Raw genomic sequence first — 25,061 nt, forward strand, 5'->3', positions numbered from 1 at the left:
TGCGTAGTATTCTAGGCGAAGTCTTCTTCATCACGCTCCCACTCCCGCAGGAGTCTGCGATGTTCCGAACCCGTTCGATGTCCCGAACCCTCCTGGCCGGCGTCGCCGTTGCGATGCTCGCCATCTCCGGCTGCTCGATCAAGCGCGTGGAGCGCATCGACCCTAACTCGGTCACCGATCTGAGCGGCCGTTGGAACGACGCCGACTCTCGGCTCGTCGCCAACGCGCTCATCGCCCAGTCGCTCGAAGGCCGCTGGGCCTCCGACTACTCGGCCTCGCACGCCGGCACCGCGCCTGCCGTGATCATCGGCGAGTTCCGCAACCGCACGATGGAGCACATCCCCATCGGCACCTTCGTCCGCGATATGGAACGCGCCTACGTGCAGAGCGGCCTCGTGCGTCTCGTCGCCAGCGCGGAGGAGCGCGAGGAAGTGCGCGCCGAGCGGCAGGACCAGCAGACAAATGCCTCGGCCGAGACGCGCGCACGCATGGCCCGCGAGCTGGGCGCCCGCTACATGCTGCAGGGTGATGTCCAGGCCATCGAGGACAGCGAGGGCCGTGAGCGCATCGTGTTCTACCAGGTGGACGCGACGCTCATCGATCTCGAGACGAATGCCAAGACCTGGATCGGCCAGCACAAGATCAAGAAGTACATCCAGCGTCGCCGGCTGACGCCCTGAACCGGAGATCACAATGACGAAGCAGACTCTCGCACTCCTCGTGCTCGCGGCCGCCTGCGCGCCCTACCCGCAGCGGGTGCGTCAGCCGGTGACCATCCCGAACAACTCCACGGTGCAGGCCGCCGACGCCGCGACAGCGGCGGCCGCCGTGAGCGCCGAGCAGCAGATGCTGCGCAATGCCGCCGACTCCGTGCACATGCTGGCCGTCGGCAAGTGCGCACCGGCGCACTGTGAGGCAATCGCCCGCGGTGAACTGATGATCGGGATGAGCCGCAATGCCGTGATGGCCGCCACGCACTCCGCCCCGCAGGCGTGGATCGTCCGCGAGGCCGGCGACTACGGCACGATGGTGCCGGCCAGGCCGAGTGCGGCACCCTACGATCGCAGCGGCGAAGTGATGGTCATCCAGTTTGAGCGTGGTGGGGCGTCTGTGATCAGCCGTCGCGGCCCCCAGGGCATCACGGTGGTGTCGCGCCCGCAGGAGGCCAGCGCGCAGGCGATGGCCCGCCAGCAGGCGGAGGCGCTGGTCCGCGAAGGCGATGACCTCGTCGCGGCCAACGACCTGGCCGGCGCACTCAACCGCTACGACCGTGCCAGCGTGCTGGATCCCCAGCAGCCGGAGATTGAGTACAAGGCCGCACGCCTGTTGGACCTCCAGCTGCGGCCGCAGGAAGCCTTGATGCGCTATCAGCGCTTCCTGCTCTCGCTCGACATCGAACGCATCAAGGCGCAGGGTGACGCGGCGGCGAAGATGGCCGAGGCCATCGCGCTGGCCCAGCAGCGCATCGTCATCCTCGAGAAGCAGGTCAAGTAGTCAGATGCCGGGCCTCACCCTCGGTGGTGCCCGGCGTCGTGCGTTCGCCGCCGTGCTGCTCGTCCTCTCGGGGACGGGCTGTGCGGCGGCGAGCAAGTCGTTCCGGTCGGGCATCGATGGCATTCCCATCGAGCGGTCGCTGCGCGACCAGCTGCGCTTCGGCAACGAGGCCCAGGCCTGGCAGGGCATGGCCGACAAGAAGGTGGCGCCGAGCGACGCGCTCCTCCGCCATATGTACCGCGGCGTGATTGGCCTGCACGTGGGCGAGTTCGCGGCCGGCGCCACCTCGATGGACCGCGCCTGGGCCATCGTGGACGACCGCTTCACCAAGCGCGCGTCAGCGGGCGTGGCCTCGCTGCTCACCTCCGACGCGGTGCTGCCGTACTATCCTGGCCGTACCGAGTGGTTGATGATCCCGTACTACGGGGCGCTGCACTGGCTGGCCCGCGGCGAGCGCGACGAGGCCGCAGTCGAGGCGCGGCGCATGGCCAGCATCCTCGCGCTCGAGGACGAAGAGCAGCCGCCGAAGGAACTCCTTGGCGTGATGCGCTACGTGAACGGCGCGCTGTTCGAGGCCGCCGGCGAGCGCCAGGACGCACTGGTGGCGTACCGCAACGCGGCCGCGTTGCTCGGCCGCTCGCCGCTGGACACGACGCGCGCACCGCCGGGCTACGGCGATGTCATCGTGTTCGTCGAGGATGGATTCGTCGCGCGCCCAGAGCCACGCGCACTCGGCGTCTATATGGACGGCGACGAACTGGTGGCGCTGACCAGCGGCGACGAAGCCGGACGGCTGGCGGCCGCCCAGGTCGTGCAGCGTCGCGTGTGGGACCAGGACTTCAATCGACGCGGTGCCCTGCAGGCTGGATGGCTCACGTACGAACTCAACTGGTCCACCATCGATGCGCTACCGGGACGTGGGCACGCGCCCGCGGTGCAATCCGTGGGGGCAGAGGTGCAGAGCGTATCGGGAACCCTCTCCGAGGGCGTCCGCGCCGACTTCGCGCGCGACCAGCCCGCGCGGCTCTCCCGCGCGATCGTTCGCACGGCGGTGCGCTATGCGGCGCAGCGGGCCGGTGATAAGGCGTTCGAGCGCGCCTCCAAGGACGATGACGATGACGACGACAAGAAGAAGTCCGGCCGATGGGGCGGCTACCTGCTCGGCGCCTTGCTCTATGGTGCGTCGCTGACCTCTGCCGTAATCGATCAGCCCGACCTGCGCGCCTGGCAACTGCTCCCCGACCGCATCACCGTGGCCCGACTGCGCTTGCCGGTCGGCGAGCACGCGGTCGAGGTTGTTGCCGGCGACCAGACGCTGCCGCTGGGTACCGTGACCGTGCGCGACGGGGAAGTCACGCTGCTGACGCAGCGCGTCTGGCCCTGAGCCTCAAGGCGTGAACACCACGGTGCCGTATGCCACCGTGGCGTTCCGCGCGAATCCGTTGAGCGCGTGCGAGACACCCACACGCACGGCGCCCGCTGGCAAGCGAAACACGCTGATGCGCGGCACGTCAACCCGGAGTTCGCCACCAAGCACCCGCGTCGGCCGGCCGTAGCCCGTCACGCCGGCGCTGATCCAATCGTGGTAGAGGCGCAGCGGACCGGGCGTCTCCGCCGAGATGATGGCGTATCGCTGTCCGATACCGCCCCCGAAGATCGGGAGGCCAGGGTAGGCCACGCGTTGGTCGAGCACGGCGGGGTCGAGAAACAGCGAGGGCGTGCCCCCGATGACGAACAGTTCCGTGATGTAGTTCTTACTGTCGGCGTAGCCCGCCTTGATGCGGCCGCCGAGTCCAGCCCCTGAGTTGTGGGCAAACGAGAGCGCGACCTCGCCCTGCACGCGACGGAAATCCGTCGGGCCGAAGCTGCCCTGGGCCATCGACGCCGCCAACAACGCATCGAGGCGCGTGGTCGCCGTCGGGGTGAACAACTGCTGGCTGCTGAACTCGGTGAACAGTGTTGTGCGGTCGAACTCACCGCCGGTCTCCCGGAGTTCGAGGGTCGCCGACGCGTAGCCGACCCGCAGCTTGGAGACGCCGTGGGCCGCGTGCCATTCATCGTGCAGCGCCACCAGCCAACCGCTCAACTGCCAATCAAATGGCGTGGCGCCCGGTCCGCCGAGGCGTCCCTGGTCCGACACGTCCTGAATGGCATTCCAGCCCTGGAGCTGCACGTCGACGGGCAGGCCTCGCCAAGTCAGCACGCCGCGTGCGCCGCTCCAGGTCGCGTGCGTACCGGTGCCCGCCACGGCGAACACACCGAGTCGGGAGAGCGGGTCGCCGGCGTTGACCCCCATACTCCAGGCGTAGCCATCGGCGCCAGCCGAGTTGCCACCGATCACCGTGGCGGAGAACGGGCCGATGCCATAGCGCCGTGGCTCGGGCACGGGCTGGGTGTCAAAATCGCGGGCGAGTCGCCGCGAGACCCGCCGCGTCGCCGGGTACAGCGCGCTGTCCAGCGGCGGCAGCGCTGCCACGCGCGTTCCCGCCTCGGTGACGCGCAGGTCGTAGCCGCGCGCGTGCATGTCCAGCCACCACACCGCGCCATCAGGCCCGACGTCGGGCGCGGTCGCGATGCCGGTGGTCCGGGCAACGACAACCGCCGGCCGCTGGTCGAGGTGGATGCGTTCCAGCGACGGAACGCCGCTGGCCTCGCTCACGACGATCAGCGTGCTGTCGCTCTCCCAGGTCGGCGAGTGTCGAGTCGCGCCGTCGTCGGGACCGACGCGCTGCACGCTGCCGCGCTCGGCATCGATGACAACGATCTCCCAGTCCGCGCCGCGCTGTCGGGCGGTCGCCACGCGACGACCGTCGGCCGACACGCGCACGCCGTGATACGCACGATTGATCTCGCCGGCCGCCAAGTCGCGCAGGCTGCCATCGGCGAGATCCACGATTACGAGACCACAGGTGCCGCCCCCGCAGGTCAGCGCCGCCGCACGGCGGCCGTCAGGAAATGGGTCGGCGACCACAATCCCCGCGGCCTTCGTCACGCGGCGGATCGACCCGAACTCCGGCTGCCAGAGGAACAGGTCCGGACGGAGGCGTCCATCGGCTCGCGGCACGCTGCGCGTGACCAACAGGCGTTGGCCGTCGCGGAACCAGCGCGGGTTGTCGTATGCGGCCCCGGCCGTCGGCGCGAGCTTGTGCTCCACCTTCAGGGCGCGGGGATACGGACGATACGGCGCCAGGTCGAGCGGGTCGCGTTCGAGGCGCTCCGCGATCTTCGTGCTGTCGTCGTGGCCCGCGGTCTCCCGTCGGTTGAGGATGAGCAACCGAGCGCCATCCTCCGCGGAACTGCGCCGCACCGCGATCCGGTTGCCGTCCGGGGAGACGGCAGGAGGACCCACGTACCAGTTCCAGTGCTGCGCCAACGTTCCCTTGGCCATGCCCGCGGCTGCCATCCGCTTCCGCGCCTCGTGGGACTTCGCCAACAGGTCCGCGGCGAAACGCCCGTAGAGCACGGAGGCGGGATCGCCGAAGGTCTCCACAAACGCCTCGTCGAAGCTGCGTGACTCGCGCGCCGTCATCCGGCGCCACAGCTGCGGCAGCGCGGAATCGCCGCGCTGCTCCTGCAGCCACTCGAGGTACGCCGAGCCGACGAGGTAACGCATCGAACCGCCGTTGAAGCGCTCGGTGCCATTCAGGTCGCCATAGGAAGGCAGATAGCCTTCGAGCGCCAGCTGGCGGAGGATCGCCGGCCGCGCCACGCCGTTGGGTCGGCCGGCGCCGGTGAGCTCACCCTCGATCACGGTCGCGTAGCCCTCCGTCACCCAGGCCGGCGAGAAGACGAGCGGCCCCACCGGCAGTCCGCCTAGCGCGGCAATCAACCCGGCGAACGGTTGCCGGGAGGGCCGCGTGAGGTGCGCGAGGTGGGCGTATTCGTGCACGGACAGGATCTCGCCCCAGCCACGCGAGTGGCCGAGCACGCTGGACGGTGCCGGCGGAGTGGCCCAGAACCGCATCGCCGGCTGCACCAGTGACGGCCAGGCATTGCCGTTCGGGACGTTGAACGGATCCTCGATGATCAAGTCGATCTTGCGGGGATTCGCGTAGTCCACGCGAGCGGCCACCGCCTCGCGGATGCTCTCCAGGTGCCGCGCGACATCCTGGGTCCAGGCCTCCAGGCCCGGTTCGTAGTGCAGCCGGAAATGACGCGTCTCGATCGTGCGCCATTTGAGGGCAGGTACCTCGACCTGCGCGGCGAGGGGTGAGGCGCACACAAGGAGTGCCGCCAACACGGCGGCAACGGGGCGGTGCATCGGGCCTCCGGGGGCTGGGGCGGTCCTGGTCCTCAGTCGAGCGCGGCGGCGAACTCTCGAACAATGGTGCCGGCCGGTTGGACTGCGTGGATACCGGCGACGCTGCGGCCCGCCTGCCAATACTCGCGGCGCACGTCATCCGTCATCAACGATCGCTTCAGGCGCCGCACCGAGCGCAGCGCATACCACGTGCGCATCCAGTGCTTGCGCCGCCGTCCGCGCAACATCCATTTCGCAAACCAGCCGGCGCGGGTGCCGAGTCGATCGATGTAGGCGTTGCGAATCACCGCCACGGGCACGCCGGTCAAGCGCTCGGTCATCACGATGTCGTCGGCCTTGGCCCCGACAATCGCCTGCTTGTACGCGTCGCTGGCCCGGCACTCGGGCGTGGCGATGAAGCGCGTGCCCACCTGCACGGCCGCGTACCCCATGCGCAGTTGGCGCGTGAACTCGCGCGCATCGCCGACGCCGCCGGCCGAGACCAAGGGCAGTCCGAACCCGCTGAGTTCGTGCAGCAATGCCTCAGGGTCCAGCCGGCCCGCGTGGCCGCCCGCCAGTCGATTGACGGCAATCAACCCGTCCACGCCCGCATCCGCGCCCTTCTGGGCCCATTTGCGTTCGGTGACGTCGTGGTAGACCACGCCGCCCGCCGCGTGGACGCGCTCACACACCCACTTGGGGTTGCCGAGTGACGTCAGGAAGAAGCGCACGCCTTCCTCGAGCGCAATCTCGATCCACTGCGTCATCCGCTCGCGGTAGAGCTTGTTATTGCCTTCGATCAGCGCGTTGAACCCAATGGGCTTGCTCGTGAGGCTGCGAATGTGCCGCAGGCCGGCGCGGAACTCGTAGCCGTGCACGTACGTGAGCGAGATCGGCTGCACCACGCCGAGTCCGCCGGCCTCACTGACCGCCGCCACCAACTCGGGATTCGAACACGGATACATCGGGCCGCAGAGCAGCGGCACGGCGACGCCCGTGTGACGGGTGAACGCCGTCTCCATCAGCGTCTCACGGGCCCGAGGCGCCAGCGGACGGTACCTGTCGCCACGACGGTGCCCTCGCGGTCCAGGCACTCGGCCACCACATCGAAGTCCTGGTCTTCCGTGACCGCCGGCACCTGTACGCGCGAGACCGCGCGGATCGTCCCGCGCGCCTTCTTGTGGTAGGTCATCGAAAGCGTGGTCACGATCCCTCGCACCGAGTCCGGCAGTCCCGCCATCATCGCAAGCCCGCTGGTCATCTCGGCCACGTTCATCAGGGCGATGGCGTGCACGGAGCCCAGGTGCTGGCGGTTGGCGCGGATGTCGGGAATCTCGACTTCGGCGTGTCCCGGCTCCAAGACCTTGATGCGTGGTCGCACGGAACCGGAATAGGGCACGGTTCGGGCAAAGAGCTTGGCGAAGAGCCACTCGCCGAGCGGCAGCGGGCGCAGCCGCCGCCAGAGCGCGAGGAGACGGGAACCGGGGGAGGCGGCCATCCGAACAAGCTCGCGCGTGGTACAAGGGAGGGGAAGCGCAGTTCCCCCACGGTCCCACTTGACGCCCCCCTGTCCGCCGGATGGTTTTCGGGTCATGCGACGCTCCGTTCGAATCGCCGTTGTCCTCGTCGGCCTCACCGCCTGCTTTGAGCCGTCCCGCCCCGAGCGCGTCGGGGCCCTGATCATCACCCCCGGCTCCCTCGCACTCGCAAGCGGTGCTCAGGCCACGCTTGGCGCCCGCGTGGAATCGACCGAGGGGCGCACGCTCATCCGGCCGGTGTCCTGGGAGTCGTCCAATCCGGACATGCTCACTGTCAGTCCCGCCGGCGTGATCGTGGCCGGATTCAACACCAACGGGACGCCCCTCGCGGTACAGATCACGGCAACCGCTGTCGGTGCAATCGGCGTCGCGTCGGTGTCGGTGCTTCCGAGCCCGGTCGCCAGCTTCGCCCTTCCGGCCGGGCCGTTCGACCTGGCGCACGGCGACACGCTGACGCTGGTCCCCGCGATGACCGATGCCGAGGGTCGATCGCTCAGCGGATATCCGGTGTCCTTCGTGTCGCGGGACCCAGCGGCCATTGGCGTCTCGGCGACCGGCGCGTTGATCACGCCCGGATTTGTCGGTGCCTCGCGCTCGGCGTACGTCGTGGCCTCGATCGGCGCGTTCCAGGACTCGGTGTTCGTGACCGTGGGCAGCACGACGGTGGCGAGCCTCTCCATCACGCCTGGGGCGCTGTATCTCGCGCCTGGCCGCAGCCGACGCCTGGTCGCCCGGGCGCTGAGTCCCGCTGGCATCCCGATGGAGCTCACGAAGCCGGTGTGGTCGTCGCCGAATCCCGCGGTGGCCAGCGTCGACGACGAGGGCATCGTGACGGGTGCAAGTTTGGGCGATGTCACGCTCGAGGCGGAGTATGACGGGGTCACGGGCAGTGTCTTGGTGACCGTCAACACCTGCGGTGCCGGTCCGGCGGGCGCGTATCCCATCGAGCTGCGGTACATCAGCGCTGACCCGGGCGGGTCTATCGGGAGCGCCTTTGAGTGCGCGCTGGAGCGTCTGCGGGCGATGCTCGTCGACGCCCCCGTCGCGCCCGTCACGTACACCAACTTCAATGCCTCCCCGTGCGCGGCCGGCGTGACGCTGAACGAGGTCGTGAATGGCCTGCTGATCTTTGCCACCGTCGAGGCCATCGATGGTCCGGGCACGATCCTCGGCTCGGCCGGGCCATGCTACCTGCGCTCGGAGGACGGGCTGCCGTCGGTGGGCCGGATGCGCTTCGATATCGAGGACCTCGCGGACATCGACGCCGCGGGACTGCTCGACGAAGTGATCCTGCACGAGATGCTGCACGTGCTCGGGTTCGGCACCGCGTGGACCTCGCGCGGCGTGTTCGCCGTGTCGGGTTCCGGCCCCCGCTTCGTCGGGACCCGCGCCCGCGCGGCCTGCGTGAATGACCACGGGGGCGCGTCGGTGTGTAGCAGCGGCGTGCCGATCGAGGACTGCGTCGGCATCCCGGGATGTGGGGCCGGCACCATCAACTCGCACTGGAAGGAACTCACCTTCGGCAGCGAGTTGATGACGGGATTCGTGAACACCGGATTCAACCCGTTCTCACGGATGACCATCCAGTCGATGGCCGACATCGGCTACGGTGTGAGTGCCGCGCAGGCCGACGACTTCTTCCTGACACCCAGCCTCGTCCTCGAGGGCAGCGTGCCTGCCGGCGTCCGACTACCCGAGCCGACCCTACCGACCCACGTGGTGGATCGCTTCGGCAATCCGACGCGCATCCAATACTGAGCGCGGCGTGCGCCTGCGACTCGTCCACATCCTGATCATCCCGGCCGCCTTCGCGGCCGCACCCGAGCTCATGAGCCAGACCCCGACGCCCCCGGTGGCGAAGCGCCTGCCCGTCGTCAGCACCCTGCACGGCGATCGTCGCGTGGACGACTACGCCTACTTCCGCGATCGCGACAACCCGGAAACGATCCCGTACCTGGAGGCCGAAAACGCGTACACCGACGCGATGACGGCCCATACGAAGGCGCTGGAGCAGCGCCTCTACGACGAGATCGTCGGCCGCATCAAGGAAGACGACAGCAACGTGCCGGTGCCGCGCGACGGCTACTTCTACTATTCGCGTACGGAGCGGGGCAAGCAGTACCCCATCTACGTGCGTCGCCGCGGCTCGCTCGAGGCGGCGGAAGAGATCTACTTCGACCAGAATGCCGAAGCCGAGGGCTACGCGTTCTTCCAATTGGCGGGGCTCGAGGTCTCTCCCGACCACCGCTACCTGGCGGTCCTCGTCGACACGAATGGCTACGAGGACTTCTCCCTGCGCATCAAGGACCTGCAGCAGGGGACCTGGCTACCGGACCGCGTGGAGAAGGTGAGCTGGGGCCTGGCCTGGGCGAACGACAACCGCACGCTGTTCTACATGACCTTCGACGCCGCCAAGCGCGGCGACAAGGTCTGGCGCCACGTGCTCGGCAGCCCGACCGCCGAGGACCGCGTCGTCTATCAGGACGACGACGTGTTGTTCAACGTGGGGCTGGAGCGCTCACGCAGCGGCGCCTGGATCCTGATTAGCAGCAACTCGTTCACGTCGAGCGAGGTGCACGTCATTCCGACGACGGATCCGACGCAGGCGCCGCGGGTGCTGGCGCCGCGCCGGCCGAACGTGGAGTACAGCGTGGAGCCCGGCCGCGAGCACTTCTACATCCAGACCAACGAGGGCGCGCAGAACTTCAAGGTGATGCGCGCCGCCTTCGCGGCGACGTCGGCGACGCAGTGGGAGGAGTGGCTGCCGCACCGGCCCGAGGTGTTCGTCGAGGACGTGATGGCGTTCGCGGGGCACATCGTGGTGAGTGAACGGCGCGAGGGACTGCGTCGGCTGGCGGTGCACGACCTCCGCGCCGGCGACTCGCACGAAGTGAGCTTCCCCGAGGCCGCGTACGGCGTGTTCCCGAGCGGCAACCCGGAGTTCGCCACGAAGACGCTACGCTTTGTGTACACGTCGTTGATCACGCCGAACTCCGTGTACGACTACGCGATGGACACGCGGGAGCGCGTCCTGAAGAAGCGTGACGAGGTCCTGGGCGGCTACGATCCCAACCGGTACGCGGTCGAGCGTGTCTATGCCACGGCGCGCGACGGGGCGCGGGTGCCCGTGTCCTTGGTCTATCGCAAGGGCCTGCGGCGCGACGGGCGCCGTCCGCTGCTGCTCTACGCCTACGGGTCCTACGGCGCGACGATGGAGCCGACCTTCAGTTCCGTGCGCTTCTCGTTGATCGACCGCGACATCACCTACGCCATCGCGCATATCCGGGGCGGCGAGGAGATGGGGCGGCAGTGGTACGACGACGGCAAGATGATGAAGAAGATGAACACCTTCACCGACTTCATCGACGTGGCCGAGCATCTGGTGGCGGAAGGCTACACGTCGCGCGACCGCCTGATCGCGCATGGCGGCAGCGCCGGCGGCCTCCTGATGGGTGCCGTCGCCAACATGCGGCCCGACCTGTTCAAGGTCATCGTCGCCGACGTGCCCTTTGTCGATGTCATCAATACGATGCTCGACGCCAGTATCCCGCTGACGGCGCAAGAGTGGGAGCAGTGGGGCAACCCGCAGGTCGAGGAGCACTACCGCTACATCCGGCAGTACTCGCCCTACGACAACGTGCGGGCGCAGGACTATCCACGCATGCTCGTGGTGTCCGGCATCAATGACTCGCGCGTTGCGTATTGGGAGCCGACCAAGTGGGTGGCACGGTTGCGCGCGATGAAGACCGATCGCAATCCGCTGCTGCTCAAGATGCAGATGGGCGCCGGCCACGGCGGCGGCTCCGGCCGCTACGAGCGCTATCGCGAGATGGCATTCCGCTACGCGTTCATGATCGACCAGGTGGGGCTGGGCGTCGTCCCCTAGCCACACCTGGTCGTGGGCGCAGCGAGGTTACGGGCGCTTGACCAGCCGCACGCCGCCCGAGCCACTGGAGGCGCGGATGCGGCCGTCCGCCCCCGTGCCGATCGTTCCGCGCAGTGAATTGCGCCGCACCTGGTCCATCGTGACCGGGAAGTCGCTGGAGATGCCGCCCGAACCGGTCGTCACGTCGACTTCAACGTTCGGCGACGCGGGCAAGGCCAGGCGCACACCGCCGGAACCGGTGCGGATCATCGTGGTCGCGGCGACCTTGGTCAGCTCGAGCCGCACACCGCCCGAGCCCGTGCCCGCACGAATCTCGTTCGCGCCCAATGCGCGCATCTCCACCCCGCCGGAGCCCGTGTTGGCATCGAAGCGGTCGGCGTTCACGCGGTCGCCCTCCACGGTGCCCGAGCCGGCGCGCAGCTTCACGACCTGGCCTTCGATCTCACGCAGGTCCACGCCGCCGGATCCCGTGCTGATGTCCACGTCGCCCTTGACGCGCTCGGCGGTAACGCCGCCGGAGCCAGTCCGCGCGACGAGTTCGCCCGTGAGGCCGCGCACGGCGATGTGTGAGACGCGCGTGCGCAGCGTGAGGTTCGCCGTCATCTCCGAGGTCTCGATGCGACCGACGCCGAGGTTCAGCTCAAGGCGCTGGTTGCGCGGGACGCGGATGACGAGGTCGGCGTAGGCCTCAAGCCCTCCGCCGGAGGAGCGAATCCGCGTCGAGCGACCATCGCGGTCGTCCCAGTCGTTGGAGAAGGTGCCGTCGTTCCGCACGTGGAGGCGCGTCTCGAAGGACCCGCCGCGCCGCTCGTCGCGGTAGACGATGTCGCGATCCGGATAGCGGACGACGAGGCGGCCGTCGCGCACCTCGATCTGGAGGCGGCTGGCATCGCTTCCACCACGACGGACCTCGACCACGACCTCCGAACCGGTGCCGGCCTCAACCGTGGCGCGGCCGGCGAGATTCCAGATCTCCACCAGTTCGCCGCGCAGGGCGTGCCGCTCACTGGCCTGGGCGCCGAGCTGCACGGTGGCGAGCGAGAGCAGTGCCGCGCCGGCGAGCAACGTGATGCCGTGCCGGCGGACGGCGGAGGGGATGAGGGCGGGGACTTGGGACGTCGTCACGAGAAGTACTCCACACTGGGGTCGGGATGTCGTTGCCTTGCCCTACGGCGAGCGGCCGGGAGGGATTCATGGGGTCGGACAGGGGAGGGGTCCCGAAGGTTTGAGACCGGCACGCCACCGCTTGATGCCCGCGTTAACTTTCGAGCGTTCCCCTTGACGGAGCCCCCGTGGACCCCGTGTTTGCCAAGCTCAACCTGACGGACGAAAACAGCATCGTCGTGCTGGGCGCGCCCGTGTCGTTCGAACGTGTCTTGTCCACCCTGAAGGGCGTGCGCGTGATGCGCACGGCGCCCTCGACGGGATCGATTCCCATCGCGCTCGCGTTTGCGACGACGCAGGCCCAGGTGGATGCAGCCGTCCGCCAGCTGGCACCGCGGGCGGCAGACGACATCAAGCTCTGGTTCGCGTACCCGAAGCAGACCTCCAAGCGCTTCACCTGTGAGTTCAACCGTGACACGGGCTGGGCCGCGCTGGGTGCCGCCGGCTACGAGCCGGTCCGGCAGGTGGCGCTCGACGAGGATTGGTCGGCCATCCGTTTTCGGCGCGCCGAGCACATTCCACAGATGCGACGCGACCCCAGCTGGGCGCGCACGGAGATCGGTCGGGAGAAGGCGGAGGCGTCGCGCGCGGCGGCGGGAGTGGGGGCCGCGCCGCTGACGACGGCGGCCGTGGCCAAGCAGCCGGTCGCGAAGAAGCAGCCGGTCACAAAGAAGAAGGCGACCGCGAAGAAGAAGCCGGCCGCGAAGAAGAAGCCGGCGAAGCCCGCGACCCGCCGACCCGCCAAGAAGAAGTGATCGCGCTGGCGCTGCTGCAGACCCTGCTTGCGGCGCTGCTGGCCTGGCGGTTGATGGGAGGACGGAGGCGCCGACCGGCGGAGACCCCGCGCGCCGACGGCGCCGATCTCCCGCCACTCACGATCGTGGTCGCCACGCTGAACGAGTCGGCGCGGATTGGTCCCTGTCTGCGCGGCCTGCAAGCGCAGGGCGCACCCGTGCGGGAGATCCTCGTGGTGGACTCTGGCTCCACCGACGGCACGCGCGAACTGGTGCTCGCTGCTGCCGACTCCGACCCGCGCATCCAACTGCTTACCGATCCACCGCTGCCTGCAGACTGGATCGGCAAGGCCTGGGCGCTGCAGTTCGCGACCGAGCAGGCGAGTTCGCCCTGGGTGCTCGGTATGGATGCCGACACCGAGGCCTTGCCTGGCTGCGCCGCCGCGGTGCTCGCAGCGGCGCAGCGCGACGGCTTCGATGTCGTCTCGTTCGCCGCACGCTTTGATGGTCAGACCGCCGCCGAGCGTTGGCTGCAACCGGCTCTCTTGATCACGCTGCTATATCGTGGCGGCGCGCCCGGGGACGCGCGCGTGCGTCCCGACCGCGTCATGGCCAACGGCCAGTGCTTCCTCGCGCGGCGGGAGGTGCTGCTGGCGCAGGGTGGCTACGTGCCCGTGCGCCAGTCGTTCGCCGAGGATGTCTCGCTCGTGCGCCACCTCGCCCGTCGCGGCGTGTCGGTGGGATTTCTCGACGGCTCGCGTCTCTATCTCGTGCGCAGCTACACTGGCCTGCGGCAGATGTGGCGCGAGTGGGGACGCTCACTGGACCTCAAGGACGCCACGACCAAGCTGCGGCAGGCGGGGGACACGGCCTTCGTCGTGCTCGCCCAGGGCGCACAGCTTCCACTGGCTGTGTGGCTCGCGGGCGCGTGGCCCACGCTTCCGGCCGGCGGCTGGCGGAGCACCATCGCCGCCGCCACAGCGTTTCTTGTCGGCGTGCGCTGGCTCCTCCTCCTCGCCATCGCCCCCAGCTACGCGCGAAGGGGACCCAGCTGGTGGCTGAGTCCCCTCGCGGATCCGATCGCGGCGCTGCGACTGGTGATGTCATCGTTGCGCCGCCCGCGCCAATGGCGCACGCGCAGCTACGTCACACCTGCTTCACCTCACCCACCAACTTGACCAGCGTGTCCTTGGCATTGCCAAAGAGCATCTGCGTCTTGTCGTTGTAGAAGAGGTCGTTCTCGATGCCGGCGAAGCCCGCGCTCATGCCGCGCTTCATCACGATGATGCGCTTGGCGTAGTCCGCGTTGAGGATCGGCATGCCGTAGATCGGACTGCCCGTGTCCGTGCGCGCCGCGGGATTCACCACGTCGTTGGCGCCGATCACCAGCGCCACGTCCGCCCGCTCGAACTCCGGATTGATCTCCTCCATGTCGAGCAGCTTGTCGTAGGGGATGTTCGCCTCGGCCAAGAGCACGTTCATATGGCCGGGCATACGACCGGCGACCGGATGGATGGCGAACTTCACCGTGCCGCCGCGCTTCTCGATGAGGTCCATCAGCTCGCGCACCTGGTGCTGGGCCTGCGCCACCGCGAGGCCATAGCCCGGCACGACGATCACCAACTGCGCATAGGCCAGTTGCAGCGCGGCTTCCTCGACATTGGTCGTCTTGACCGTGAGCCCCTCGGCGCTCCGGCCGCTGGAACTGGTGGTCGCCCCGAAGGCACCGAACAGCACGTTGGCCAACGAGCGGTTCATCGCCTTGCACATGATCTGCGAGAGGATGATGCCGCTGGAGCCCACCAAGGCGCCCGAGACCACCAGCACCTCGTTCTTGATCACGAAGCCCGTCATCGCCGCGGCGATGCCGGAGTACGAGTTGAGCAGCGAGATCACCACCGGCATGTCCGCGCCGCCGATCGGAATCACCAGCAGCACGCCAAGCAGCAGCGCGAGGCCGACGACGGCGTAAAACACCCACATCGGTTGGTTCGGCACGGTGATGATCCAAGCCGAGAGTCCCACGATGGCGGCAAAGAGCAGCGCGTTCACCGTCTTCTGGCCGCCGTAGACAATCGGCTTGCCACTCATCACTTCCTGCAGCTTGGCCCAGGCAATGCCCGAGCCCGTGAGCGTGACGGCGCCGATGAGGATGCCGAGCTGCGTTGAGAGGGCGACGTCGAAGGTCGCGGACGCGCCGATCTCGACGCCGTGCAGGTACTCGGCGGAGGCCACGAGCAGCGACGCGCCGCCACCGACGCCGTTGAGCAGGGCGACCATCTGCGGCATCGCCGTCATCTGCACCGTGCGCGCCATCCAGAGGCCGACGCCGCCGCCGACCACGAGGCCGGCCGCAATCACGGGATACGTGACCGTCTTTGAACTGAGCAAGGTGATGACGATCGCCGCCAACATGCCGATGGACGAGATGCGATTGCCGCTGCGGGCCGTGTCCGGGCTCTGCAGGCGGCGTAGGCCGGTGATGAAGAACAGCGCGGCCGCGAGATACAGGAGGCGTTCAAGGGCTGGGGAGATCACTTGCCGCCCTCCGTCGGTGCCTTCTTGAACATCTCCAGCATCCGGTCTGTGACCGCGTAGCCGCCGAGCACGTTCATCATCGCGAAGACGATGGCGATGAAGCCGAGGACCGAGCCGAGCCAGCCGTAGTCGGAGTGGCCGGCGATGGCCATCGCGCCCACGACGGTGATGCCGGAAACGGCATTGGCGCCCGACATAAGCGGCGTGTGCAGCGTGGGCGGCACGCGCCCGATCAGCGAGGCGCCGAGGTAGGTCGAGAGGATGAAGACGACGATGAAGCCGATGAGGTCCATTAGGCAGCCCTCCCGGTGACGATCATCGCGCCGGTGATTTCGTCGTTCGGATCCACGTTGAGCGCCCCTTCCTTGGTGAGGAGGTGCTGCACGAAGGTGAGGATGTTGCGGGAGAGCATCTGTGAGGCGTGGGTGGGCATCGAGGCGGGCAGGTTCACTGGCCCGATCACGCGCACGCCGTTCACGTCGACCGTCTCGCCGGCCTTTGTGGCCTCACAGTTGCCGCCGGACTCGGCGGCGAGGTCCACGATCACGGCGCCGGGAGCCATCGTCCGCACGGTCTCGGTGGAGATCAGGCGTGGGGCGGCGCGGCCAGGGATCTGCGCGGTGGTGATGACCAAATCCATGCCCTTGAGATGGTCACGCAGGGCTTGTTGGATGGCCTCCTGCTGCTCCTTGCTCTGCTCCTTGGCGTAGCCACCCGCCGTCTCGCTATCCGCCGCGATGAGGTCCTGGGCCACCACGGTCGCGCCCAGCGAACGGATTTGCTCGGCGGCCGCGGCACGGATGTCGAATCCGGAGACCACGGCACCGAGGCGGCGCGCCGTGGCGATCGCCTGCAGGCCGGCGACGCCAGCGCCGAGGATGCAGCACTTGGACGGAGCGATGGTGCCCGCGGCCGTCGTGAGCATCGGCAGGAACTTGGTCAGTGCGCTCGCGCCGATCAGCACGGCCTTGTAGCCGGCGACGGTCGCCTGCGACGAGAGCACATCCATTGACTGTGCTCTCGTGATACGCGGGACCAGTTCCAGCGCAAAGGCCGTGACGCCGGCGGCATCGAGGGCCTTGATGGACTCGGCGCTTGTGGCCGGCGCGAGGAGGGAGACCAGATGGGCGCCGCGCCTGAGCTTGGTTGCCTCGTCTGGTGAGGGCTTCTGCACCTTGCAGATGAGGTCGGAGCCACCGAGCAAGGCGGAGCGATCGATGAGTTGCGCGCCGGCGGCGGTGTACGCCGCGTCCGTGAAGCCAGCAGAAAGGCCGGCACCAGGTTCGACCTGCACCGTGACGCCGGCCTTCACCAGTCGTGCCGCGCTCTCTGGAATGAGCGCGACGCGCAGTTCGCCGGGGACGGTTTCCTTCGGAACACCGAGGATCACGGGGAATGTCCGGGAGGGGTTGGGCAGGAAACTGCAGGTGTGCGGCGGGAGAAGCTACCGGGAGTTTTCCCTCTTTGCATGGACGAATCCCCTACGTCGAGGTCAGGCAGTGGGAGCGGCGTCTCTCGCTGCGAGAATCCCGCGTTGCACTCGTGAGGGCTGTGCGTCCTAGGTCTCGATGGCTTGGCCCGGCCAAGGCCGTGAGGGCCTGACGATTTTCGGCTGTTCCGCGATCTTCCTAAGTCGTTGTATACCAACACATCACAATGTGATGCGGGGTGTTGTGTGGTGGGCCGAGGCACCCAATACTTCGCCGCGTGACAGGTCAGTTCGTTGACGCTGTCAAGTTCGTGACCGGGTCGTTGACCGGTCGTCACTCGTTGGCAGTTCGCTTGTCAGTTCACCCCACTCTCAAAGGAGAGCACAGATGTCCCGTTCGTTCGTTCGTTCCCTCGCGGTTGGTGCGCTGCTGCTGGCGGCGCCCGCGATCGTCGAGGCCCAGGGTTGCACCGTGATTGCGCCTGCGACCAGCTGCTTCATCAACCGCAACGCCACGCTTACGATCCCGTCGCTGGCGTTCATCAACATCACGGCAGCCGGCGACATCGCGCTGTCGACGCCGGCGGACTGGGCGGCCTTCCTGACGGCTGGCACGCCGGTGACCACGGTCACGGCTGCTCCGTTGACGCTTCGTAGCAACACGACCTACGGCGTGGACATCGCCGCGGGCGCCATCGCCGGCGGCAGCCGTCCCTTGGGTGCGCACGGCTACAAGTTCCAGTCGGGCGCCTGCACGGCCGGTGGCTTCACGGCCTTCTCTGGCGCGACGCAGACGTTCATCGCGGCCGGCTCGGCGGCGACCAACGGCACCGGCGCCAACCTGTGCCTCGAGTCGACGTTCGACCCGAGTGACTTCGTGGGCAACCTCTCGGCGGGCTCGTACACCATCCCGCTGACGCTCACCATCACGGCCCCGTAAGGGTCCGCGACCTGCGACCCGTGACGGGACGGATTCGGGTGAACCTTGGCTTCCCCCTTCGCGCGCTGCTCTGGCTCGCGTTGGGGGCGGCCGGGTTCGCCGCCCCGATTCGGACGGTTCCTGCCCAGTTCACCGTCCTCCGGCTCGAGGAGCACATCGTCCTCGGCCGCGACTCGCTGACCCAAGTCATCCAGGTCCGGAGCGAGTCGGATACCCTCCAGCAGCTGCGGATCGAAGTGAAGGACTGGATCCGCGACTCCCTGGGCAACAACCTGTACGACTCCCTCGGCACGCAGCCGTCGAGCTGCGGTGGGCGCCTCGAGGTGTTTCCGCTGGCCCTGCAGCTGCCGCCGCGCAGCACGCAATACCTGCGCGTGAGCTACGCCCCGCGCGGTGCGGAAGATCCGGGCTGCTGGTCCATCATCCTGCTGGAAGCCGTGAAGCCGCCGAGCTTGGTGCAACGCGTCGAGGGCGCCGCGGTCACGCTGACGGTCTTGACGGGCGTCAAGCTGTACATCCATCGCGCCGGTGAGGTGTCGAACGGCGCCATCGACTACGCGGACGTCGAGGAGCGCTGGGAGATCGGCGCGGCAGGCGACTCCGCGTTGGTCCGCGAGCTCGTGGTACGCTTCTCCAATACGGGCACCTCGCACCTGCAGGTCCGGACCAAGCTCGAGCTGCGCACGGAGCGCGCCTCGCTCCTTCGGGAAATCGAGGGACCGGAGGCGTACATCACGCCGGGTGCGTTTCGCGACGTGATCGTGCGGCTGCCCGAACTGGCGACGGGCCGGTACGCTGCCATCGTTCTGCTCGACTACGGCGCCAGCGAGATTCTCGCGGCGCAAGTGGAGTTCAGCATCCCGTGAGGATTGCCCGCCGCTTCCTGGGGGCCTTCGGCCTGCTCGCGACGCTCGCATCGACGGGCGCCGGCGCGCAGGGGCTGACGTTTACGTCGATGAGCGTGGCTGGATTCCCGCTCACGGTGACCGGCACCACGCCAGACAACTTCGACAGCGGGTCTATCCTCTTCGGCAACACCTCGTTCACGGTCAACCTGATCCTGAACTTCTTTGGCAACTTCAATCCGCGGGTGACCACGGTGCAGGTGCGCTGCGGCGCGCCCTGCCCGGCGTCTGTGGCGCAGGTGCAGTGGCGCCGCGCGGACCTGTCGACGTGGAACTCGCTTTCCACGGCGTTTGTCACCATCGAGACGCGCACAGCATACTACAATGGCACCAACGACCCTTGGAGCCAGACGCTGCAGTGGCGCTACCTGTTGAACTGGGCGACCACGCCTCCTGTGGTCTCCCTGCAGTTTCCGATTGACTTCCAGCTCGTGGTGACGGCCCCATGAGCGCACGATTCCCGCGATCACTGGCACTGTTGGGCCTCCTCGTGGCGACGCAGCTAGCGGCCGCAACCGCTGGCGAGCCGGACGACCGGGTGCGCACCGCGCCGGTGTCTATCTCGGGCGTGCCGCGCGCCTTGGTGAGCGTGGCCATCGAGGTGCCCAGCGACCTGCAGTCGGCGGACTCGCTGACCTTCAGCGTCGACGTGAAGGGCGGAGCCGAGGTGCTCGGGCGCCGCGAGGGCGCGGTCGTGCGCCACCAGGGCACCGGCCTCTGGCGGCCGATCCTCTTGACCGTCCGCGTCCCCTCGAATGCCAAGACCGGCTTGATCGACGTGGCCGACGTGATCTTTGCGGACGGCAGCGGGCGCGAGGTCGTCGTCCCGCTGGTGCTGCGCGTGCCCACGGTGAGCGAACTCCGGGTCGACGCGCCGAAAGTGTACGGGAACCTGATGCCCGGTGACCGCCTCGACCTCCTGTACCGCGTCCACAACGAGGGCAACGCTCCCGAGGTCCTGCTCCTGGAGTCGCGCGTGCCGTCGGGGTGGCGGTCTCGGATCATCGATACGCTGACGGTGTCCGTCGACCCGTTCGCGTCGGCTGAGCTCCGCGTGACCGTGCGCGTGCCGATTGGCTCGAATCGCGGTGAGTACTACGCGGCGGCCAATCTCCTTCGGCCGGACAACGACTCGTTGCTGGCGCCGACGGCGGTGACGGCACTGCACGTCGACGCGCGCCACGAGGTGCAAGAAGGCTCGCTGACCCTGCGTCCGATGACGGTGCTCACCGCGAGTAGCGTGGGGTCGGGCCTGACGGTGGGAATGCGCGCCGAAGGCAATATAGCCGAGGGCGTGCACGTCCGGGCCCAACTTCTGCCGCCGCAGCGCCGCTCGGGGCTCGAGACGATCGCACTTGCCTCGGTCGGTGGCCTCGGGAATCCGTTCCAGGCGTCCGTGACGGCCGAGACGTGGAGCGCAGATGCCGGACTGGTGACGGCGGATCTCGCGCCGCTGACGGGCGTGCTGGCCATCGCCGAGGGTATGTCCGGGCAGGCCCGCCTCGGAGACCTGTCGATGCGCGCGTTCGCCGGCCGGTCCGGCCTGCGGGGCAGCGCCACCGGCTCGCACGTCGGCGCCGGCATGTGGATGCCGACGAACCTCGGTGACCTTGGCGTGACCGCCTCCATCCGTCGCGAAAGCTTTGGTGGCGGCTACGACCGCAGGCTGTCGGCGTTGGGCGTCGATCTTGGACGCACCCTGAACGACGGCACGCGCCTCAACTCCTCGCTGGCGCTTCGTGGTACCGCCGATGGGCTTGGGCTGGGCTACCGTCTCGAAGGAGCGCGCGACTACGGCTCGGGCAGGGTTCGCGCCTCATATGGGTACGCACCGGGTGGCAGCGCCGCCTTCGCGATCGGCACCCAGAACTTCGATGTGGAAGCGACGCACGAGTTCAGCGACAGGTGGCGGTCCACCGGCACGCTGCGCACGATGAAGGACGACGCACCGTCGGGGCTCCAAGTGCGCTCCTTCGTGCTCGGGCTGGGGCAGCTCTATCAGTGGCGACCTGCGACCTCGTTCACGTTCAACGGCAGCGTCTCCACGTTCGGGGGTCGCGCGCCGTCGGCGAGCGGGGGGTCTTTCGGGTCGTCCAACCTGCTGAGTTCCCTCGGCGCCGCGCAGCGCTGGCACGAGTGGACGCTGAACTCCTCACTGCAACTGGGCATCGTGGGCCGCAGCACCGAACTTTCCAGCGGTGCGACCAACGACGTGCGCGTGCTCCAGAAGGGCATCCAGCTGTCGGCCTCGCGGTCGTGGCTGCAGGTCGGCCAAGTGTCGTTCGGCGGCAGCCGCCTCGTGACCGGCGCCGGTGCCGGACAGCCGACGAACGTCACGTCCATCTTCGGTCGCTTCTCCAGCGCCACGCTGCTGGTCGGTAGCTTCCCGTTGCGCGGCACGGCGGAGATGCAACTGCTCAACGCAGAGTACACGCCGACGTTGGTGAGCTGGCGCGTCGGGGCGTCGACACCGCTGCCGATGGGCCTTGAGCTGGAGTCGAGCGTCGAGCGCAACCCGTTCTTCCTGGACCGCAATGGCAACGCCGGATGGGCGGTTGCGATGCGCGTCACCGCATCAGCGTCCGTGTTCACGCCGAAGCGCAGCGGCTATCAGGGCGTCGTCTTCGAGGATCACAATGGTAACGGGCAGCGCGATGCGGACGAGCCTGGGGTCGGCGGTGTGCGGGTCATCCACGGGGACCTCCGCATCTCGACCGACCGCGACGGCCGCTACACGCTTCCGCGCGGCGTGCGTGGTCGCGTTCGCGTGGACGTCGCGACGCTGCCCTCTGGCTGGTTGGTGCACCCCGGCGCCGCGGCGGGGGTGGACGAGCGCCTGGACGTGCCGTTGGTGGCGACTGGTGGCGTGACGCTGCGCCTCGTGGTGGATGCCGACGAGGACGGCCGCCGCCCGGAGGTCGACCTGTCGGAAGCCAGCGTGTGGCTGGTCGATCGCGATGGTCGCGAGTGGCTGGGGCGCGCCACCCCGAACGGCGAGTACCGGTTCGAGAACATCCCCGCCGGTCGCTACGGCGTCCAGGCGGATCTCTCGCGGCTGACCGAGCCGCTTCGCGTGGCAGAGGGCGAGTCGGCGCAGGTGGTGGCCGGAAGCACACGTGCTCACACCGTGCACCTCCGTGGTCGCGCGGTGCGCATCATCCAGCCGCCTAGCCGCGGCGGCACCGGTGGACGCGGCGGCACGCGCGGTAGTGGGCGGGGAGGCCATACCGGCAGCGGCGCGGAGAGCAGCCGGTGAGGGTGTCGCGACGTGGCGGGCCGACCCGCGGCGGACGGTCTCGTGGCTGGGGAAGGTCACTCAGGTTCGCGACCCTGGCCGCCGTGCTGCCGGCCGGCGCCTGTGGCCTGCTCACGGGCCCGCTCGACGGCGATGCCCACGATCTGAGGGGCGAGTGGGCCCTGAGCGGAGCGCAGTCGAGCCCATCCCTCCAAATCGTCGGAGAGATCAGCATCACCACGCAGCATCGTGGTGAGATATTCGGTACGGCGCAGTGGGAGGAGCGCGATGGTTTCGGGGGCGTGACCGTGGCCGGCGGGACGCTCGCCGGCATCGTCGCGACGGTGGAGGATGTGGACTTCGACGTGCAGATAGGAGGCAATCCGCGCCGGTTTATCGGCCGCATCGTGGCCGACACGATTGCGGGCACCTGGATCCAGGCGGTTGGGGGCCTGAGCGGGACGTTTCGCGCCGTCCGCGGAGCGACGCCGTGAGGCGGTTCGCGCCGCTCTGGCTGGGAGTTCTGGCGACGCTGCTCGCCGGCGGCGGACGGACCGCCGTCGCTCAGAGTTGCACGCTGAACTACATCAACGAGTGCATCGTGACCGGCGACGCCACTCGCTCGCTGTTCATCACCATTACCCGCAACGCGCGCCTCGTCGCCGCGACGGGCACGTTGCCGCTGCCGACGCCGTCGACGACCGAGCTCCAGACGACCTTTGGCGTCCCAGTGTCGGTGCCACTCACGGTGCGGGCGAACTCGGGCTGGAGTGTCTCGATTTCATCCACTGCCACGGTGTGGTCCGCCACGCCGGGGAGCGCGCGGCAGAACAAGCCGGTGGCGGACCTGCAGTGGGGCCTGTCGGCGGCTGGGGCCTTCACGGGCGTGACCACGGGGCTCGTCACCGTCCAGTCGGGGTCTGCCACGGGCGGGGCCTCGGTCCCGCTGCACCTTCGCGTGTCGTACAACTTTGCGCTCGACCGCGCCGGCAGCTACACGATCCCTGTCCGGATCACCCTGACCGCTCCCTGAGCCAACTGATCATCGCCTCCCCAAAGGCGGGGAGGTCCTTCGGGACTCGGCTGGACAGGATATTTGCGTCTTCGACGACGGCCTGATCAACCCATAGGGCTCCCGCGTTCCTGAGGTCGTCCCGAATGCCTACCGTCGACGTCATTCGACGGCCCTTCACGATGCCGGCTGATATGAGCACCCAGGGCCCGTGGCAGATGGTCGCCACGAGGCCTCCGGCAGAATGCACCGATCGCACAAGATTCAAGACCGTGTTATCGCGACGCAGCTTATCGGGTGCCCAACCGCCCGGCGCTAGGATTCCGGCCAAAGTGGCGGGATCCACTATGCCGACATCTAGTTCGACCGGGGCAGGGTATCCGTGCTTTCCCTTGAAGGTGACGCCTTCCGGTCCCAGGAGCGGCGCCGAGTATCCGGCTGCTTCAAGTCGCAGTTTCGGATACCAAACCTCGAGATCCTCATAATCAGGACCAACCAAAATACCGATTGTCTTGGTCATCTCGGCCTCGAATGTGGAACAACTCTCGCGAAGCGACAATGTTCCGATAAGACGCTTTAGTTGCGTGATGTAACTCGATTTCAGTAGCGCAGTTATGTAATGTCATCTAGATATTCTATCAATTGCATACGTGCGAATCTGTATGCATCGATCGCTGCATACTATCGTGCGCCACGTCTTTGCGCTCCAGAATATCACAAATTCGGATATCCACTTTCGGCGCGGCGTGCATGAATTACAAGGCGTGCCACGAGCCGAAGTCACCTAGGTATCGATCGAGGGTTGCTGGGGCAGAGTTCTTCAAAGCCAACTCCTCACCAGGGTTCGACCAGGCGCCAACACTCGACGACCTCCTCAGGAGTTCTCAGCACGACTGTCAACTCGGCGCAATGTCACCGGCTCGCTTCGCGGCCTGAAACGCCATGGCCCGAAGCCTCGCCACCCGGTTCCGCATCGGTGGGTGCGTAGCGAACAGGTCCCAGATTCGCCCCTCGCGATCATTTGAAAGCCGACCAGTTGGGTCGGCAATGCAGAGATGCGCAACGCCGCTCGAGATGGCCTTTGTCGGCGCGTGATGCTGCTCGATCTTGTCCAAGGCTGACGCCAACGCGGCTGGGTTCCGCGTGAACTGCGCCGCCATCGCGTCCGCCAGATACTCCCGCTTTCGGCTCACCCCCATCGCGAGCAGGCGAGTGACCAGTGGTGCCAGCAGCCAACTCAGGACCCAGACAGCCACAAGGAGCAGAATCAGCGGGTTGTTTCCGCCTCCGCCGTTGCCACGGCCGCGCCCTCTGCCGCCAATTCGGCCCCCGCGGAGAAACACGCGGCCGACGCCGTCGCGGATCAACAGAATGGCACCCGCGATCCCGGCCATCAGGGTCATCAGCCGGGTGTCTTCATTCTTGACATGCCCCATCTCGTGCGCCACAACTGCCTGCAGCTCATCGCGGTCCAGCACACCGAGCAAGCCTGCGGTGACCGCCAGGTGAGCTTCCAGCGGCCGCGTCCCGGTCACAAAGGCGTTGGGGTCCGGATCCGGCACCACGTAGACTTTGGGGCGAGGCAGCCCGGCCGCGATCGACATCTCCTCAACCACGTTCAGGAGCTGCTGCTCCTCAGGGGTCTTGGCCGCGTCGAGCGGTTGGGCCCCGGTGGTCCAGAGCACCTTCTTGGCTCCGTTGCGCAGGACGTCCCCGACCAGGAAGAGCGCGACCGCCCCCATCGCGAGGCCGAGCCACGGCACCCGATGCTGGTAGCCGCCGGTCGCGCCGGCTCCCTGCGTCGACAGCCAGAGAATCAGGTCGCCGCCCAGTCCGAGCCAGAGGAAGAACAGCAGGAACGCCCCAACCAGCACCCAGGACTTGCGGCGGTTGGAGGCCTGCTGCTCAAAGAGGTTGAGCGTGCGCGGCTCAGCCACGCGCCGCGG

The 25,061-nt window shown here is 68.1% G+C and carries 22 protein-coding genes; 13 read left to right on the forward strand and 9 right to left on the reverse strand.

Going from position 1 to position 25,061, the window contains the following annotated elements; translation table 11 throughout:
* Positions 1 to 77 precede the first annotated feature (77 nt).
* The 3 genes from KF709_13290 to KF709_13300 are packed head-to-tail and all read left to right on the forward strand — an operon-like array spanning position 78 to position 2,878.
* On the forward strand, positions 78 to 680 hold the full coding sequence (locus KF709_13290) for a penicillin-binding protein activator LpoB (protein ID MBX3175383.1): 603 nt from the start codon (positions 78 to 80) through the stop codon (positions 678 to 680).
* Between the two features lie 13 nt (positions 681 to 693).
* Entirely contained in the window at positions 694 to 1,494 is an 801-nt protein-coding gene (locus KF709_13295) for a hypothetical protein (protein ID MBX3175384.1), read from the forward strand.
* A gap of 4 nt (positions 1,495 to 1,498) precedes the next feature.
* Positions 1,499 to 2,878: a hypothetical protein gene (locus KF709_13300; GenBank protein ID MBX3175385.1), complete on the forward strand. Its 1,380-nt coding sequence runs from the start codon at positions 1,499 to 1,501 to the stop codon at positions 2,876 to 2,878.
* 3 nt (positions 2,879 to 2,881) lie between these two features.
* On the opposite strand, the gene KF709_13305 is transcribed toward KF709_13300, so the two are convergent.
* Genes KF709_13305 through KF709_13315 form a run of 3 tightly spaced genes read right to left on the reverse strand, consistent with a single transcriptional unit; the run spans position 2,882 to position 7,232 of the window.
* Positions 2,882 to 5,755, reverse strand: a complete 2,874-nt coding sequence (locus KF709_13305) for a hypothetical protein (protein ID MBX3175386.1) — start codon at positions 5,753 to 5,755, stop codon at positions 2,882 to 2,884.
* Between the two features lie 32 nt (positions 5,756 to 5,787).
* Positions 5,788 to 6,759: a nitronate monooxygenase gene (locus KF709_13310; protein MBX3175387.1), complete on the reverse strand. Its 972-nt coding sequence runs from the start codon at positions 6,757 to 6,759 to the stop codon at positions 5,788 to 5,790.
* Entirely contained in the window at positions 6,756 to 7,232 is a 477-nt protein-coding gene (locus tag KF709_13315) for a DUF4442 domain-containing protein (GenBank protein MBX3175388.1), read from the reverse strand. The genes KF709_13310 and KF709_13315 overlap by 4 nt, the downstream gene beginning before the upstream one ends.
* A gap of 94 nt (positions 7,233 to 7,326) precedes the next feature.
* Here KF709_13315 and KF709_13320 point away from each other — a divergent pair, with 94 nt between their 5' ends.
* Together KF709_13320 and KF709_13325 are read left to right on the forward strand one after the other, a co-directional pair.
* Entirely contained in the window at positions 7,327 to 9,030 is a 1,704-nt protein-coding gene (locus KF709_13320; GenBank protein ID MBX3175389.1) for an Ig-like domain-containing protein, read from the forward strand.
* Between the two features lie 7 nt (positions 9,031 to 9,037).
* The gene (locus KF709_13325) at positions 9,038 to 11,158 is read left to right on the forward strand and encodes a S9 family peptidase (protein ID MBX3175390.1); all 2,121 of its coding nucleotides are present in this window, start codon (positions 9,038 to 9,040) and stop codon (positions 11,156 to 11,158) included.
* A gap of 27 nt (positions 11,159 to 11,185) precedes the next feature.
* Here the strand turns inward: KF709_13325 and KF709_13330 are convergent, their stop codons facing one another.
* A complete protein-coding gene (locus tag KF709_13330) occupies positions 11,186 to 12,283 on the reverse strand; it encodes a DUF4097 family beta strand repeat protein (GenBank protein ID MBX3175391.1) in 1,098 nt (365 codons plus the stop codon).
* A 167-nt stretch (positions 12,284 to 12,450) separates the two neighbouring features.
* On the opposite strand from KF709_13330, the gene KF709_13335 reads away from it, so the two are divergent.
* Together KF709_13335 and KF709_13340 are read left to right on the forward strand one after the other, a co-directional pair.
* Entirely contained in the window at positions 12,451 to 13,077 is a 627-nt protein-coding gene (locus tag KF709_13335) for a hypothetical protein (protein ID MBX3175392.1), read from the forward strand.
* Positions 13,074 to 14,234, forward strand: a complete 1,161-nt coding sequence (locus tag KF709_13340) for a glycosyltransferase (GenBank protein MBX3175393.1) — start codon at positions 13,074 to 13,076, stop codon at positions 14,232 to 14,234. Before KF709_13335 ends, KF709_13340 begins: the two co-directional genes overlap by 4 nt.
* On the opposite strand, the gene KF709_13345 is transcribed toward KF709_13340, so the two are convergent.
* The 3 genes from KF709_13345 to KF709_13355 are packed head-to-tail and all read right to left on the reverse strand — an operon-like array spanning position 14,203 to position 16,984.
* Complete coding sequence (locus tag KF709_13345) at positions 14,203 to 15,594, reverse strand: NAD(P)(+) transhydrogenase (Re/Si-specific) subunit beta (protein ID MBX3175394.1); 1,392 nt, start codon at positions 15,592 to 15,594, stop codon at positions 14,203 to 14,205. The genes KF709_13340 and KF709_13345 overlap by 32 nt on opposite strands.
* A complete protein-coding gene (locus KF709_13350; GenBank protein ID MBX3175395.1) occupies positions 15,591 to 15,887 on the reverse strand; it encodes an NAD(P) transhydrogenase subunit alpha in 297 nt (98 codons plus the stop codon). Before KF709_13350 ends, KF709_13345 begins: the two co-directional genes overlap by 4 nt.
* Positions 15,887 to 16,984 carry an NAD(P) transhydrogenase subunit alpha gene (locus KF709_13355; protein ID MBX3175396.1) on the reverse strand — a complete coding sequence of 366 codons (1,098 nt, stop codon included), beginning with the start codon at positions 16,982 to 16,984 and terminating at the stop codon, positions 15,887 to 15,889. The genes KF709_13350 and KF709_13355 overlap by 1 nt, the downstream gene beginning before the upstream one ends.
* A gap of 427 nt (positions 16,985 to 17,411) precedes the next feature.
* Between KF709_13355 and KF709_13360 the strand changes: the two genes are divergently transcribed.
* From KF709_13360 to KF709_13385, 6 genes are all read left to right on the forward strand, one after another.
* On the forward strand, positions 17,412 to 17,963 hold the full coding sequence (locus KF709_13360; GenBank protein ID MBX3175397.1) for a hypothetical protein: 552 nt from the start codon (positions 17,412 to 17,414) through the stop codon (positions 17,961 to 17,963).
* A 20-nt stretch (positions 17,964 to 17,983) separates the two neighbouring features.
* A complete protein-coding gene (locus tag KF709_13365) occupies positions 17,984 to 18,829 on the forward strand; it encodes a hypothetical protein (GenBank protein ID MBX3175398.1) in 846 nt (281 codons plus the stop codon).
* Complete coding sequence (locus KF709_13370) at positions 18,826 to 19,317, forward strand: hypothetical protein (protein ID MBX3175399.1); 492 nt, start codon at positions 18,826 to 18,828, stop codon at positions 19,315 to 19,317. The genes KF709_13365 and KF709_13370 overlap by 4 nt, the downstream gene beginning before the upstream one ends.
* Positions 19,314 to 22,124, forward strand: coding sequence for a hypothetical protein (locus tag KF709_13375; protein ID MBX3175400.1), 2,811 nt, complete (start codon positions 19,314 to 19,316; stop codon positions 22,122 to 22,124). Before KF709_13370 ends, KF709_13375 begins: the two co-directional genes overlap by 4 nt.
* Positions 22,125 to 22,207: 83 nt before the next feature.
* Positions 22,208 to 22,597 carry a hypothetical protein gene (locus KF709_13380; protein ID MBX3175401.1) on the forward strand — a complete coding sequence of 130 codons (390 nt, stop codon included), beginning with the start codon at positions 22,208 to 22,210 and terminating at the stop codon, positions 22,595 to 22,597.
* Positions 22,594 to 23,136 (forward strand): hypothetical protein, encoded by a 543-nt coding sequence (locus KF709_13385; protein MBX3175402.1) that lies wholly within the window; start codon positions 22,594 to 22,596, stop codon positions 23,134 to 23,136. The genes KF709_13380 and KF709_13385 overlap by 4 nt, the downstream gene beginning before the upstream one ends.
* Here KF709_13385 and KF709_13390 read toward each other — a convergent pair.
* Together KF709_13390 and KF709_13395 are read right to left on the reverse strand one after the other, a co-directional pair.
* Complete coding sequence (locus KF709_13390; GenBank protein MBX3175403.1) at positions 23,117 to 23,635, reverse strand: type 1 glutamine amidotransferase; 519 nt, start codon at positions 23,633 to 23,635, stop codon at positions 23,117 to 23,119. The genes KF709_13385 and KF709_13390 overlap by 20 nt on opposite strands.
* Positions 23,636 to 24,011: 376 nt before the next feature.
* Complete coding sequence (locus KF709_13395; protein ID MBX3175404.1) at positions 24,012 to 25,052, reverse strand: M48 family metallopeptidase; 1,041 nt, start codon at positions 25,050 to 25,052, stop codon at positions 24,012 to 24,014.
* Positions 25,053 to 25,061 lie beyond the last annotated feature (9 nt).

It is taken from the genome of Gemmatimonadaceae bacterium (assembly GCA_019637445.1).
Classification (GTDB): Bacteria; Gemmatimonadota; Gemmatimonadetes; order Gemmatimonadales; family Gemmatimonadaceae; genus Pseudogemmatithrix.

Coding starts and splice junctions, on each gene's coding strand:
- KF709_13290 (MBX3175383.1), top strand. CDS start 78: ATGTCCCGAACCCTCCTGGCCGGCGTCGCCGTTGCGATGCTCGCCATC.
- KF709_13305 (MBX3175386.1), bottom strand. CDS start 5,755: ATGCACCGCCCCGTTGCCGCCGTGTTGGCGGCACTCCTTGTGTGCGCC.
- KF709_13375 (MBX3175400.1), top strand. CDS start 19,314: ATGAGCGCACGATTCCCGCGATCACTGGCACTGTTGGGCCTCCTCGTG.
- KF709_13300 (MBX3175385.1), top strand. CDS start 1,499: ATGCCGGGCCTCACCCTCGGTGGTGCCCGGCGTCGTGCGTTCGCCGCC.
- KF709_13390 (MBX3175403.1), bottom strand. CDS start 23,635: ATGACCAAGACAATCGGTATTTTGGTTGGTCCTGATTATGAGGATCTC.
- KF709_13350 (MBX3175395.1), bottom strand. CDS start 15,887: ATGGACCTCATCGGCTTCATCGTCGTCTTCATCCTCTCGACCTACCTC.
- KF709_13295 (MBX3175384.1), top strand. CDS start 694: ATGACGAAGCAGACTCTCGCACTCCTCGTGCTCGCGGCCGCCTGCGCG.
- KF709_13360 (MBX3175397.1), top strand. CDS start 17,412: ATGTCCCGTTCGTTCGTTCGTTCCCTCGCGGTTGGTGCGCTGCTGCTG.
- KF709_13315 (MBX3175388.1), bottom strand. CDS start 7,232: ATGGCCGCCTCCCCCGGTTCCCGTCTCCTCGCGCTCTGGCGGCGGCTG.
- KF709_13320 (MBX3175389.1), top strand. CDS start 7,327: ATGCGACGCTCCGTTCGAATCGCCGTTGTCCTCGTCGGCCTCACCGCC.